Source organism: Parageobacillus sp. KH3-4, assembly GCF_022846435.1.
GTDB lineage: Bacteria > Bacillota > Bacilli > Bacillales > Anoxybacillaceae > Parageobacillus > Parageobacillus thermoglucosidasius_A.
The window spans coordinates 1357476-1371915 of the sequence record NZ_AP025627.1; the positions used below are offsets into that span (position 1 = coordinate 1357476).

Annotated in this window: 7 protein-coding genes, 8 tRNA genes and 1 rRNA gene; 13 read left to right on the forward strand and 3 right to left on the reverse strand. The window is 44.5% G+C overall.

Annotation, left to right across the window (positions count from 1 at the left end; genetic code table 11):
* The first annotated feature begins 147 nt into the window (after window positions 1–147).
* The 9 genes from MWM02_RS07105 to MWM02_RS07145 all read left to right on the forward strand — a co-directional run bounded on the left by MWM02_RS07105 (window position 148) and on the right by MWM02_RS07145 (window position 4386).
* Window positions 148–3082: ribosomal RNA gene (locus MWM02_RS07105) — 23S ribosomal RNA — on the forward strand.
* 158 nt (window positions 3083–3240) lie between these two features.
* Window positions 3241–3317: transfer RNA gene (locus tag MWM02_RS07110), tRNA-Arg, on the forward strand.
* A gap of 279 nt (window positions 3318–3596) precedes the next feature.
* Window positions 3597–3669, forward strand: a tRNA-Trp gene (locus MWM02_RS07115).
* 21 nt (window positions 3670–3690) lie between these two features.
* Window positions 3691–3765: transfer RNA gene (locus MWM02_RS07120), tRNA-Gln, on the forward strand.
* A 3-nt stretch (window positions 3766–3768) separates the two neighbouring features.
* Window positions 3769–3840 (forward strand) — tRNA-Gly (locus tag MWM02_RS07125).
* A gap of 6 nt (window positions 3841–3846) precedes the next feature.
* A tRNA-Cys gene (locus MWM02_RS07130) sits at window positions 3847–3917 on the forward strand.
* Between the two features lie 15 nt (window positions 3918–3932).
* Window positions 3933–4003, forward strand: a tRNA-Gly gene (locus tag MWM02_RS07135).
* Window positions 4004–4009: 6 nt separating this feature from the next.
* Window positions 4010–4083, forward strand: a tRNA-Ile gene (locus MWM02_RS07140).
* Window positions 4084–4312: 229 nt separating this feature from the next.
* Window positions 4313–4386, forward strand: a tRNA-Arg gene (locus MWM02_RS07145).
* Window positions 4387–4836: 450 nt separating this feature from the next.
* On the opposite strand, the gene MWM02_RS07150 is transcribed toward MWM02_RS07145, so the two are convergent.
* Window positions 4837–6324 carry a flavin monoamine oxidase family protein gene (locus MWM02_RS07150; protein ID WP_064551371.1) on the reverse strand — a complete coding sequence of 496 codons (1488 nt, stop codon included), beginning with the start codon at window positions 6322–6324 and terminating at the stop codon, window positions 4837–4839.
* 590 nt (window positions 6325–6914) lie between these two features.
* Here MWM02_RS07150 and MWM02_RS07155 point away from each other — a divergent pair.
* A complete protein-coding gene (locus MWM02_RS07155) occupies window positions 6915–9665 on the forward strand; it encodes a dynamin family protein (protein WP_244403308.1) in 2751 nt (916 codons plus the stop codon).
* Between the two features lie 218 nt (window positions 9666–9883).
* Here the strand turns inward: MWM02_RS07155 and MWM02_RS07160 are convergent, their stop codons facing one another.
* Complete coding sequence (locus MWM02_RS07160; protein WP_064551374.1) at window positions 9884–11125, reverse strand: aminopeptidase; 1242 nt, start codon at window positions 11123–11125, stop codon at window positions 9884–9886.
* A 405-nt stretch (window positions 11126–11530) separates the two neighbouring features.
* Window positions 11531–11896 carry a winged helix-turn-helix transcriptional regulator gene (locus MWM02_RS07165; RefSeq protein WP_064551376.1) on the reverse strand — a complete coding sequence of 122 codons (366 nt, stop codon included), beginning with the start codon at window positions 11894–11896 and terminating at the stop codon, window positions 11531–11533.
* Window positions 11897–12149: 253 nt separating this feature from the next.
* Here MWM02_RS07165 and MWM02_RS07170 point away from each other — a divergent pair, with 253 nt between their 5' ends.
* From MWM02_RS07170 to MWM02_RS07180, 3 genes are all read left to right on the forward strand, one after another.
* Window positions 12150–12662 (forward strand): DoxX family protein, encoded by a 513-nt coding sequence (locus MWM02_RS07170; RefSeq protein ID WP_064551378.1) that lies wholly within the window; start codon window positions 12150–12152, stop codon window positions 12660–12662.
* Window positions 12663–12920: 258 nt separating this feature from the next.
* Window positions 12921–13712 carry a YhfC family intramembrane metalloprotease gene (locus MWM02_RS07175; RefSeq protein WP_064551380.1) on the forward strand — a complete coding sequence of 264 codons (792 nt, stop codon included), beginning with the start codon at window positions 12921–12923 and terminating at the stop codon, window positions 13710–13712.
* Entirely contained in the window at window positions 13709–14077 is a 369-nt protein-coding gene (locus MWM02_RS07180) for a VOC family protein (RefSeq protein WP_064551382.1), read from the forward strand. Before MWM02_RS07175 ends, MWM02_RS07180 begins: the two co-directional genes overlap by 4 nt.
* The last annotated feature ends 363 nt before the right edge of the window (window positions 14078–14440 follow it).

Below are 14440 nucleotides of genomic sequence, written 5' to 3' on the forward strand. Positions count from 1 at the left end.
TGAAGGAACATTGGTTGTTCCTTCAAATGCTTTGCGCCTGCGTCTATGAACGGATGCAGGACAAATCAATTGGTTCCTTGAAAACTAGATAACCGAAAGGAAGAAGCCGGGAAGCGAAGGCGGCGAAGATAAAGCCGGGTTTCGCATGGTTAAGTTAGAAAGGGCGCACGGTGGATGCCTTGGCACTAGGAGCCGATGAAGGACGGGGCAAACGCCGAAACGCTTCGGGGAGCTGTAAGCAAGCGTTGATCCGGAGATGTCCGAATGGGGGAACCCACTGCCCGTAATGGGGCAGTATCCATACCTGAATCCATAGGGTATGGAGGGCACACCCGGGGAACTGAAACATCTCAGTACCCGGAGGAGAAGAAAGCAACCGCGATTCCCTGAGTAGCGGCGAGCGAAACGGGAACAGCCCAAACCAAGAGGCTTGCCTCTTGGGGTTGTAGGACCACTCAGATGGGAGTGACAAAGGAACGGGGTAGACGAAGCGGTCTGGAAAGGCCCGCCAGAGAAGGTGACAGCCCTGTAGTCGAAACTTCGTTCCCTCCCGAGTGGCTCCTGAGTACGACGGGACACGGGGAATCCCGTCGGAAGCAGGGAGGACCATCTCCCAAGGCTAAATACTCCCTAGTGACCGATAGTGAACCAGTACCGTGAGGGAAAGGTGAAAAGCACCCCGGAAGGGGAGTGAAAGAGAACCTGAAACCGTGTGCCTACAAGTAGTCAGAGCCCGTTGATGGGTGATGGCGTGCCTTTTGTAGAATGAACCGGCGAGTTACGATGACGTGCGAGGTTAAGTCGAAAAGACGGAGCCGCAGCGAAAGCGAGTCTGAATAGGGCGCATAGTACGTCGTCGTAGACCCGAAACCAGGTGATCTACCCATGCCCAGGGTGAAGGTAGGGTAACACCTACTGGAGGCCCGAACCCACGCACGTTGAAAAGTGCGGGGATGAGGTGTGGGTAGGGGTGAAATGCCAATCGAACCTGGAGATAGCTGGTTCTCCCCGAAATAGCTTTAGGGCTAGCCTCAAGGGAAGAGTCTTGGAGGTAGAGCACTGATTGAGCTAGGGGCCCTCATCGGGTTACCGAACTCAGTCAAACTCCGAATGCCAACGACTTATCCTTGGGAGTCAGACTACGAGTGATAAGATCCGTAGTCGAGAGGGAAACAGCCCAGACCACCAGCTAAGGTCCCTAAGTGTACGTTAAGTGGAAAAGGATGTGGAGTTGCCCAGACAACCAGGATGTTGGCTTAGAAGCAGCCATCATTTAAAGAGTGCGTAATAGCTCACTGGTCGAGTGACTCTGCGCCGAAAATGTACCGGGGCTAAACGTACCACCGAAGCTGTGGGATGACCGATGGTCATCGGTAGGGGAGCGTTCTAAGTGCGCCGAAGCGAGACCGGAAGGACTCGTGGAGCGCTTAGAAGTGAGAATGCCGGTGTGAGTAGCGAAAACAGAGGTGAGAATCCTCTGCACCGAAAGCCTAAGGGTTCCTGAGGAAGGTTCGTCCGCTCAGGGTTAGTCGGGACCTAAGCCGAGGCCGAAAGGCGTAGGTGATGGGCAACAGGTCGAGATTCCTGTACCACCTCCTCACCGTTTGAGCGATGGGGGGACGCAGGAAGGTAGGGCGAGCAGGCTGCTGGAATAGCCTGTCCAAGCGGTTAGGCCGCCAGATAGGCAAATCCGTCTGGCAACAAGGCGGAGCCGTGATGGCGAAGGGACCTTTGGTCCCGAAGTCCCCGATCCTACACTGCCAAGAAAAGCCTCTAGCGAGGTGGGAGGTGCCCGTACCGCAAACCGACACAGGTAGGCGAGGAGAGAATCCCAAGGTGCGCGGGAGAACTCTCGTTAAGGAACTCGGCAAAATGACCCCGTAACTTCGGGAGAAGGGGTGCTCTCTTGGGTCTCAAGCCCGAGGGAGCCGCAGTGAAAAGGCCCAAGCGACTGTTTATCAAAAACACAGGTCTCTGCGAAGCCGAAAGGCGAAGTATAGGGGCTGACACCTGCCCGGTGCTGGAAGGTTAAGGGGAGCGCTTAAGCCGCAAGGCTGAAGGTGCGAACCGAAGCCCCAGTAAACGGCGGCCGTAACTATAACGGTCCTAAGGTAGCGAAATTCCTTGTCGGGTAAGTTCCGACCCGCACGAAAGGTGTAACGACTTGGGCACTGTCTCAACGAGAGACCCGGTGAAATCATACTACCTGTGAAGATGCAGGTTACCCGCGACAGGACGGAAAGACCCCGTGGAGCTTTACTGCAGCCTGATATGGAATTTTGGTATCGCTTGTACAGGATAGGTGGGAGCCTGGGAAGCCGGAGCGCCAGCTTCGGTGGAGGCGACGGTGGGATACCACCCTGGCGGTATTGAAATTCTAACCCGCACCCCTTATCGGGGTGGGAGACAGTGTCAGGTGGGCAGTTTGACTGGGGCGGTCGCCTCCCAAAAGGTAACGGAGGCGCCCAAAGGTTCCCTCAGAATGGTTGGAAATCATTCGGAGAGTGCAAAGGCAGAAGGGAGCTTGACTGCGAGACGGACAGGTCGAGCAGGGACGAAAGTCGGGCTTAGTGATCCGGTGGTTCCGTATGGAAGGGCCATCGCTCAACGGATAAAAGCTACCCCGGGGATAACAGGCTGATCTCCCCCAAGAGTCCACATCGACGGGGAGGTTTGGCACCTCGATGTCGGCTCATCGCATCCTGGGGCTGTAGTCGGTCCCAAGGGTTGGGCTGTTCGCCCATTAAAGCGGTACGCGAGCTGGGTTCAGAACGTCGTGAGACAGTTCGGTCCCTATCCGTCGCGGGCGCAGGAAATTTGAGAGGAGCTGTCCTTAGTACGAGAGGACCGGGATGGACGCACCGCTGGTGTACCAGTTGTCCCGCCAGGGGCACCGCTGGGTAGCTATGTGCGGAAGGGATAAGCGCTGAAAGCATCTAAGCGTGAAGCCCCCCTCAAGATGAGATTTCCCATCGCGAAAAGCGAGTAAGATCCCTCGAAGATGACGAGGTCGATAGGTCCGAGGTGGAAGCGTGGCGACACGTGGAGCTGACGGATACTAATCGATCGAGGACTTAACCAAGCGGAACGGAAAAGCAAAGGAAGCCGCCCAGCGAAACGGTTTCTTCCGAACGGACGGTTATCTAGTTTTGAAGGAATGAATGGATCCACGAACGAATAAGTTTAGTGTGCTAAGGTACGGATGCAATTTTTATCTTCCGGTGTTTTAAAAAACAATATGCGCTCGTAGCTCAACTGGATAGAGCATCTGACTACGGATCAGAAGGTTAGGGGTTCGAGTCCTCTCGAGCGCGCCATTTTAAGAAGTAGGCAGCATTTGTACATGGACATGGTGTGGATCATGAGAGCATAGCTTTAATTTTGCATTCTTAAGCCATGTGCTGGATTTTGTACATATGTGGCTTTTCATTTATGCATGTACATATACATTTACACTTAAATGGTGAAGGTTCAGAACATTTGTGTCTGTGAAATTTATTTTTTAAGAGAAGTTGTGAAGTGACTGAACACAGATGAAAAACCTGTTTCTTTTCGGTTAGGCGCTCTGAAGCCCATCCTCTCCGGTATATGGATATAGGAAGGCATATTTTAATGATAGAACAGAAGTCTCCAACATTTCCGGCGTAGGTTCAATTCCTACTGTCCCTGTTACTTGCACAAATATATCGTTGGGCTATAGCCAAGTGGTAAGGCAACGGACTTTGACTCCGTGATGCGCTGGTTCGAATCCAGCTAGCCCAGCCAATTGCGGAAGTAGTTCAGTGGTAGAACACCACCTTGCCAAGGTGGGGGTCGCGGGTTCGAGTCCCGTCTTCCGCTTGTTGTGGCGGCATAGCCAAGTGGTAAGGCAGAGGTCTGCAAAACCTTCATCCCCGGTTCGAATCCGGGTGCCGCCTTCTAGTTTCATCTATGCGGGTGTAGTTTAGTGGTAAAACTTCAGCTTCCCAAGCTGACGTCGTGGGTTCGATTCCCATCACCCGCTTTTTATGGGCCTATAGCTCAGCCGGTTAGAGCGCACGCCTGATAAGCGTGAGGTCGGTGGTTCAAGTCCACTTAGGCCCACTTTTTGCCTATTAGTGGCGATGAGCTCTGCATCTATGGATTCTTTTTGATTTGCCTCTACACATCCGCTTCTTTGAATCAGGTGGTAGGGGAAGAGGCAACAACAAGCATTACATCTATGAATCCTCTCCGAGTTGTCCCGACGCATCTTGTTTCTTTGAATCCACTAGCAGAGGAAGGGACAGCGAATCGGCGAAAATGTGGATTTGGATATAGTGTGAGATGTCATGTCCCAGTAGCTCAGCTGGATAGAGCAGCGGCCTTCTAAGCCGTCGGTCGGGAGTTCGAATCTCTCCTGGGACGCTATATAAAAGCCAGCCAATTTAGGCTGGCTTTTGTGTTGTAATAATTGCTATGGAACTTGAACCCGCAATGCCATTCGCAAAAACGACATCCGGTCGTGATCTTTCAAGATTTCAAGATCATGAAGGACGTGAAATCCATATGACAGATATGGATGCTGATATGCATGCAAACCAATGGCCCATTGTGTGTTTTTTGTCACCGTTGATTACGTATATGCAAGTGGCTGTTTGACTAAAAAGGACATTTGTTTCTTTCATGACGAGAAAAAAGAAAACTTTTATTATTTACGGCTTTATTCCTGAAGTGTTTATCAGTTCTGAAGGAATGACGCGAGTTGTGAAACATTACAGTACCGGACACCGGATTGATGATTGTGATAGATGTTACTTTATCAAAGGAACGAAAAAGAAAGAAGATTGAAGGGTGATCTTTCTACATGATTGGTGATTAGGTCTGAAAGAAAGTTTTTGGCAAGTCATTGACTTCATATGCAACACGTATTCCGGATTCGATTGCGCCTTGGATCCAACCGTGGGTAGTTGAGGCATGTTCGCCAGCAAAATGAACCCTTCCTTCGGGAGTGGAAATATAAGGAGATAGTTCTGTTGCTTGTTCTGGTTTAAACATTGTGAAAGCTCCAGCAGAATATGGATATCGAACCCAGCTGTGGCTCACTCCTGTTTCAAACTCACGATATACCTGTTTACCATGGATAGTGGCCAAGTTTTTTAATGCATATTCCAAGCGAAATTCACTGTCCAAGCTGTCCCAAGGTATAGCATCATCCTCCCATGTATAACTAGCCAAAATAACACCTGATCCTGATGTACCAAGGTCATGGCTCGGATACTGAGTATATGTAATAGGGAGATCAGAAACGTTTTTCCCGCCATACATGCCTTCCTTTTCCCAAAATCGGCTTTTAAATTGAATGCCGGTCTTCGTAGAGCCCACATAGTGAAGTTCCCGAATCGCTTTCCATTTGTTATACGAAAAAGAGTCACGTGGTTCAACCTCGACAAATTGTAAGACTGAAAAAGGAATGGTTACAATCGCAAGATCACCGGTGATTTGAAATGGCTCCAAGATTTTTGTATGGACAGAATGAACGGTTACTTGGTTGTTGTGCTGGACAATTTTCCTTACCTTTTGTCCAAACATGATATTATCTTTCAATTGAGGGACAAATGCTTTAGGAAGTTGATCGTTGCCGCCCGTAATTTCATAGAAGCGAATATTAGGGGTAAACAAGATCATTAGTTCGCGTAACATTTCTAGGAAAGAAAGTTCCAGTAATCCTTCCAGTGAAAGAATGACTTTGATCATGTCGATGGCACCTGTAGATAACGTGGTTCCAAACGGGTTATATCTCAAATAAGCATCCATCGAGTATTTATCCAATTCTTTTATGACCAAAGGCCAATTTCTTCGTGGGTTTTGGTTAATAAAATCGGTCACGGGTTTTATTGCCCATTGAAGCAACTCTGTAGCAGTTTTACCCCTTTCATGCGGGGCTACTGGAAAGCCCAAAATGTCAGGATTCCTTTCATATATCTTTAAACGAGTTTTGATTCCTCTAACATAAATAATGTCGTTAGGAGTCTCATTGATAAACCGATTAACAGGAAGGTGGAATTTTCTTATATATTCCAAAGTCAATAAATGAGTATCAGGGATACGCATCGCACCAGCTTCAAGATACTGCCCATCCATAAAATCGGCTCGCAGCGTATAGACCCGTCCTCCTACTCTGTCAGAAGCTTCAAGGATGGTAATATCATGTCCAGCTTGCTTAAGCAAAGAGGCTGCGACTAGTCCTGACATACCCGCGCCAACAATGATGATCTTCTTGGGAATTTTGGTTTTGGGAAGTCCATTTCTGATGATCGAAATCATTTGATCAGATGATAACTTAGGAAATACGTAATCTGACATGTTTTTCCTCCTCTACATGCTCATCAGACCATGAGCCGACAAGAAGATATCTTATTGTCATCTTATTCAGCTAGAGAGTACAGTTATGCAAAAAAGGAGCAGCATACATACATGCCGCTCCTTAGGTTCTTGCGCAAAAAATCTATTTGATATGCTGATACTCTAAAAAAGGTGTGTGATGGCATGGAAACGAAAAATTCGTTCAATGAAAGCATTATCAAATTTTGTTAACAGCAAGACGGTATTTTACATACAATCTGATCTTTTGTAACTTTCGAAAAATTGGTTTGCGTTTGCCGTCTTTGATGACACCGTCAATAGAATTCGCGGCTAACGCATCGGGCATGAATCGAAGCTGTGCTATTCCCCGAAGGATTATGCAGCTTTTTTACATTTCCATCCAATTAATAACATAATTTAGCTGAAATTTTACACGATGATAAAAATCTGTATTATAAATGAAAACAATTTGAAACTTTATTGCAAAAGCAAGTCTGCTAGAATATTGAAGATGGAAACAGGAAAGTTTTAATAACTATATAATACAGTATGTAAAATATACTGATTAATATATGGGTTGGGTGATAAACATGACGTTAGAGAATCAACTGATCAAAAAAACATTTTATGAAACATTGATGGAAGCGGATGAAAAAAATCCTGTCCGCGTGCTCGGAGAAGCTTTTCTTTCTGGGTATAAAGATGAGACAGCTGACATTTCCACCATCCGTTTTGCTCAAGGGGAAGTATATTTTCATAACAAAGATTATGAAGCAGCGATTTTCAAGTGGGAAAACGTCCATAATCATTTAGAACCGTGGGCGAAAAAAAATATAGCGGATTGTTATTATGAACTCGGGCAATTATCAACAGCTGAAGAGATTTATAAATCCATTGATACGGAAAGCAGTGTCTTACAATCAGAAGTTGCACTGCAATTATTTTCGCTTTATATAGATCAAGACAGGCTTGGAGAAGCCGATCAAGTCATTAAAAAAGCAGTATCCTTTAATCCAGATTATCCGAATGTGACTGACATTGCTCGTGCCTTTTTCGAAAAACACAAGGATTGGAAGAGCGCCATTGAACTGGCAGTAAATGAAGCGATCCGGACAGAGTCTCATCACTGGTTTGATATTTTAAAAACCTATGTAGAACAGGGATTAACAAAAATCCTAGAACCGCATTATTTTTCAAAATGCTTAGTCGTGTTATATCGAGTGGATCAGATAAGATTTGAACAGATGGTTCAGGCATTATGGAATGGTTACAAAAACGAGCCTTCCTATTTTGCATGGCTGCGGGAATTTAACCAACTTTTTTTAAATATGGATGCAAAACGGGAGCAGCCTTGGACAGATCTTCCGGCGCTTTATCAGGAAACTTATTTTGAATTGATCGATGGAAAATATTTAATAAAAGAACTGGAGGAGATTATTTCGATCCTCTTAACGAACTGGCTCAAAATAGCCGATGATTCTCATGCTTTATTTGCTTCTGCAGCAGTATTGGCATGGAGCGAGAAATTTCCATCCAGCATTAGTCCAGAAGTTGTCAATGATGCTGAAAATCTTATTTTCCGTTCCCGCGATGAGACAGATGGTTTGGAATACAGCCTTACATTATTCGATTCCATCGTAAAATGGGCGGAAGCGCAGCATGTTGACCCAGGTTACCGTTTCCGATGGATCATCCGAGAACTAGTTGATTTTCAAACACATCATTTATTGGTAGCTGGAACTTCCGGAAACGGAAAATCTGCTTTTATCAATTCGATCCTTGGAGAAAATATCCAAACTGCTCCGACATCTTCTGTTATTGTCTTTAAGGGGGATGATGAGACGGAGATTAGAAAGGTATCCGATGAAGAATTAACCACATTTTCAAGTTTTGATGAATTCCAAGAGGCAGTAGATAGACGGCTGAATAAGGGTGTTGACAATGCGATTATGGAGTTCTCCCTGCCAGCGCCAATTTTGCAGGAAAACAGGCTAGTGCTTATGGATACGCCGGGATTTAGCGACCGCAATGGCATTGAAGGTGAAGCGTTGAAATATCTGCATTTGGCCGACAGTTTATTATTTGTTCTTGATGCGAACGATCCTTTTACCGAAAAAGAACAAGAGATTTTAATGCAGATTCGCGAATATGCTCCTAATCTTCCAATCCATTTTCTGCTCAATAAAATCGATGAAATTTATGATGAACATGAAGCTGCCAGCATTGTTGAAGACACTCGTTCGAGAGTTCGGGCATATGTTCCTGAGGCTCGGGTGTTTGCCTATTCATCACGTTTAAGAAGCAGAAAACAACAAAATGATCTGACCGAGTTCTTGAAAAGCTTGAGCCGGCCGGTTGCTGAAGATGATCGAATGGAAAAAATATTAATCTGTATCCGTCAATTAATCAGCCATTTATTGGATAAACGGGCGGAAATGGAAAACAGCCTGGCTGATTCGATTAAATGGAATGAAGAGATGGTCACAAAACTGAGTGGTGCCATCCATCAATTAACGGATTTGAAAGAAGAAAAAGCGCGAATTATCACGAGAACGTTCCATAAAATTTTAGAAGAAATCAGGGCGGATCTATCGGAAAATATTCCGAAAATTTTACGGCAAACTTCCGATATGATTCAAGAAGACAGCGATTTCCGCAAAATTCACCTTGAACTAAATGATGAGATGAACCGGAGAGTATATGCTTATGTAAATGATAAAGTCTTGCCGAAGCTTTATCATTCTCTTCAGGAATGGATTTTAACAGCAAATGATGAACTTAACCACTGTCAATCATTCCTGAATGAAATAAGCGATGGGTTTAATGCGATGTATGGAGAAGAGCGGCTTAAGCTGAATTGCGACTTTAAAGTACTTGATGACTGGCGCAGAGATGCAGACCGGATGACGAGCGGCGTGCAAATGGATAAGGTGAATATTTTTCTCCGCCGCACACCATATCAAATTTTATTGAAAAGTGCCGGTAAGCTGTTTGGAACTTTCCAGCAAAACAATGCGTTGCTATATAACAAATACAAGCAGTTTGTTGAAAATCAGGATTATCTAGACGTTACTGAATCCATTGTGAACAAGCTGCTTCTACAATTCGAATTGTTTGAGAAATCACTGGAACGAGATATTTCGCTTTTCTTCCGAACCCCGTTTGCCGTATTGAATCAAACGGTGGAAGAAACGAAAAAAGAAATCAATGAAAAAGAAGAAGAGCTAGAGAAAATGAGATCGAATCCGGAAACGTACCGCGATCCGCTGACATTGTTTGAAGTAAAACTCCGCCAATACGAGTGGATTGCCATTTCCGCAAAACGAGTTTTTCAAGTATAACGAGATTAAACGAAAAAATCGGTCCATAAGACCGATTTTTTCGTTTTTTCAACCATTCAAAATGATTGCCCATAGCATGAAGCCAAATGTAGCCAAGTTCTCCTAAGAATGCCGAAAGACAGGAATAATACGTTAGACAAACTGTTTAAATGAGCGGTAGACTTTAGTTTTGTGACCAATACGTGATTACTAGCAGTGGATAAAAGTGAAAGTCAGTCTTACTTCCATTCCAACGCCCAGTTTCCGTTGCGGAAAATTGGTTCGCGTTTGCCGTCTTTTGTCACACCGTCGATGTTGAGTTCAGCAGAACCAATCATGAAATCCTCATGAATGAGGCTATCGTTTACACCGTGTTTGTCTAATTCTTCTTTGGACATTGTAGTTCCATTTTGAATGTTAGTCGGATATGCTTTTCCGAGCGCCAAGTGGCATGCGGCGTTTTCATCGAATAATGTGTTATAGAAAATTAAGTTCGACGTCGAGATCGGTGATTGATGTGGAACGAGCGCGACTTCCCCTAATCGGCGCGCACCTTCGTCCGTGTCTAATAAATGCTTTAATATTTCATATCCTTTTTCTGCAGTGAAGTCAACAACTTTTCCATCTTTAAACGTAAGAGCAAACCCATCTATCAGGTTGCCGTTATAATTAAGCGGTTTAGTATTGCGTACTATTCCATTTACTCCATCTTTGTGCGGCATCGTAAATACTTCTTCCGTCGGAATGTTCGGGTTAAAGCGAATTCCGCTTTGGCTGATAGATGCTCCGCCGTGCCATACATGGTTTTCTACGAGCTCGATGGTTAAGTTCGTTCCCGGTGCTTCATAGATGAGCTGTTTATATTGTTTATTGTTTAAATAATCAACGATTTTCGCGAGCTTGTCGTTATGCTGCTGCCATGCTTGAATCGGATCGCCCGTGTCGACGCGGGTGACGCGGAAAATCGCATTCCAAAGTTTGGAGATTGCCTCTTCTTCGCTTACGTCTGGAAATATTTTTTTCGCCCATGCTGGCGTTGGGACGGAGATTAGTGACCAACAGTTTTTATCAGCCATTAAAGCGCTACGATAATTGCTTAATGCTTTAGATGCAGTTTTATTGGCCGTTGCGACTCGTTTCGGATCAATATCTTTCAGTAAATCTGGATTTGGCGAATAAATAGATAAAAATGCTGCTCCTTCTTCCACAAGCTGTTCCATTCCTTTGGCCCGCCACATCGGATATTCCAAAAATGCTTCGTCTGGGGCATGCTTAAATTTAATGTATGTAAGATTTTCGTCATGCCATTCGACATATACGTGCTTCGCGCCGACTTCGTACGCTTTTCTAGCGATTTTTCGTACAAGCGGAGCGGCTTCCAGCGGAGCGTTGACAAAAAGCGTTTGCCCTTTTTGCACGTTGACTCCGACTTGAACAGCAAGCGCCGCGTATTTTTCCAGGTTTTGTTCCTGGTTGTTCATCATTTTCACTCCTTCGGCTTTTTGTTTTATGTACGTTCTTTATATTATAATATGAAAAGATTAGCCCATTCAAACATTTATTAAGAAAACCGGCATATGATGGGCAGCTGCTTGATATATAAACGCGTATCAGCGATGATGGCCCGGTATTGGAATGCTTGCAGTTGGATGGGGAGGAGCGGCGTCTATGGAATGCAGCGCCCAAGCATTCGATATTCCGTATAACGGCAAAAGAGAAGAGCATGTTTGGATTTGCGGCGTGATTTTAGAATTGAAAAAAGCGGTGACGATGGAATTTTAATTAGACAATAAAATTATTATGTTAACTAATAAGATCGCAATAACTAGCGTAAAATGCAGGGAGGTCTGTTTGCAACTTGATGTTGGGGTAAAAAGAAGCCAGAATTACATCTGGCTTTTTTGCGGATCGCTATTTTTTACATCGATCCATGTTTGTGCCCATTGTTCAATCGATTCGATGACCGTTTGCAAAGCGCGTCCCTTTTCGGTCAGCGTGTATTCAATACGCACTGGCACTTCAGGATACACGTTGCGGCGTACAATTCCTTCTTCCTCTAGTTCTTTTAATCGTTCCGAAAGCAAGCGTCCGCTGATTGGAATCGAAGCTTCAATCTCGGAGAAGCGCGTTTTTCCTTCTAATAGCTGGCTAATAATAAAACCGACCCACCGTTTGCTTAATAATTTCATTGCCGCTTCAAATTTAGGACATAAATTTGATGGGGGACAGGATGTTTGGATTTTTTTACTCATATTTCCCACCTTGTAAAACAGGATACAACCACTATTTCGTAATTCTATTTTACGATATATTGAAAAAAACGAAAAGACTGAAGCTGAAAACGTTATAATAACTGTTTTCCATCAACTCGTCCCTCTCTTCTCGTTTCCAATATTGTCACAACTTTATTAAAATATTGTGAAATGGTGAACAAAATAATTTCCTTTCCAATAAAAAATAGTACGATATAAGTGTAAGGAATACAAAACGGGAAGGGGATAAATCATGTTTGTCAAATGGCTGCGCGAACATGCAAGTTCTTCTGCAATACTCGCATTGTTTCGCTTATATCTCGGATATACTTGGGTCACAGCAGGATGGCATAAAATAGTGGATGGATTTGATGCAACAGGATTTTTAAAAGGTGCACTTGCAAACGCATCTGGAGAACATCCAGCCGTACAAAGCTGGTGGGCTGCATTTATTGAACATGTTGCATTGCCAAATGTCGGATTGTTCAATGTGTTAGTTCCTTGGGGTGAATTATTAGTAGGCATAGCACTTATTCTTGGTCTTTTTACAACGTTTGCCGCGCTGATGGGAGCGGTCATGAACTTCGCATTCATGTTCTCTGGAACAACTAGTACCAATCCGCAAATGATTTTATTAACTATGTTCATCCTTGTTGCTGGTGCGAATGCAGGAAGATATGGCCTCGATCGTTGGGCGATTCCTTACATTCGCAAGTTTGTAAACAAAACGTCTCGCCCACATCTCCCATCTGCGTTTCATCAATAGATTTTGTTTGATCAATAAACTTATTATTGTTTCATTTGCTAGTTTAAGAGCGAGAAAATCTCGCTCTTTTTTTCCTTTTATGGTATGATAAGGATGATAAAGCGATACTCATTGGCGGAAAAAGGCGATTTTGTGGTTTGAAGGGAGAGGATTGCGGAGAATCCATTAGTAATGCAGGGATTTGCGATGTGACATTTGCTTGTACGGTTGCTGTATGGAATTGTAGCTCGTTTATTACGGACGGAAGGATGCGTAAAAATGACAAACACAATGGCAATCACGGGCATGGTGACCCAGCTGGCCATTTCATTTATTGCGCCGCTCGGCTTGCTCATTTACTTTCGTAAAAGGAAATGGCTTTCGTGGAAGCCGTTTGGTATCGGCATGCTTATTTTTATACTGTTTTCTCAAGTGTTTGAAAAAACGCTACATATGATAATGATTGATTCGGACGGTGCGTCTTTAAAGTGGACGGACAATGCGGCGTTGTTCGTATTATATGCGGTGCTGGCGGCGGGGATTTTTGAAGAAGTCGGCCGTTACATTGGGTTTAAATGGATGTTAAAAAATCATCGTGATTATAAAGACGGCTTGTCGTTTGGGCTAGGGCACGGTGGCATCGAAGCGGTGTTGATCGGCGCATTTGGCGCTATTAATGCTATCGTTCTTGCAAGCATGATTCAATCCGGTACGTTCGATAAAATGATCGCGCCGACTCTCCCAAAAGAACAAGCGGTATTGTTAAAAGATATGGTGCTACATACACCGTTTTCCATGTATGTGCTGGCGGGTCTTGAACGGGTGTTTGCGATTGCGTTCCATATCGCGATGTCCCTGCTTGTATTGCTTGGCGTGCGCGAACAGAAATTTCGCTATATCATCTATGCGATTTTGTTGCATGCGTTGATGGATGCCGCGCCTGCGCTATATCAAGCGCGAGTGATGACAAATATTTGGCTGGTCGAAGCGATAGCCTTTTTATTCGCTGTTGCGGCGTTTTTATTTACGCGCCGCGTGAAAGATACATTGGAAGATGGGGGAGAAGGATGAAGATTCGCGTCAAACGAATAGATCATGTGCAAATTTGTATTCCTGTCGGCGCAGAAGATGAGGCGCGCGTGTTTTATACGGATCTGCTCGGCTTTACGGAAATAGAAAAGCCGGACTCTCTAAAAGCGAACGGCGGACTTTGGTACAAAGTCGGAGATGTCGAACTGCATATCGGTGTTGAAGACCGTGATGGCTACAACAGCAAAAGCCATCCAGCGTTCGAAGTGGAAAACATTGCTGAAGTGCGGCGTTATTTGGAGGAACATGGCGTCATGACGCAAGACGAAAAACCGATTCCAGGCGTCATCCGCTTTTCGTTCCGCGACCCGTTTCGCAATCGAATTGAGTTTTTGTCAAAAAGATAGACAAAAGGCAGTTCCACAGAAATGGAAAAAAAAGACAATAAACATTTGTTTTGCTAAAGTCTATCACACAAACCAAAGCAATGCTGTCCAAATAAAAATGACTCGTCTCCATGAATTGAAACGATGAGGCTTTTACACCTCGTCGTTTCTTTTTTTATCTAAAAGCGATCTATCAATTTTTTCATTATAATAGTTAGATCTATCAATTTTTTCATTATAATAGTTATCTAACATATATGAATAGCGGTGGATTTTTCGGAATTTGTGTGAATGGAGCGGTGCGGTTTTTCGCGTCGGCACGTATATATGAAGTACAAATGAATGATAGAGACACGTGAGGGGAGGAGATAAAAAGTAGTAGAA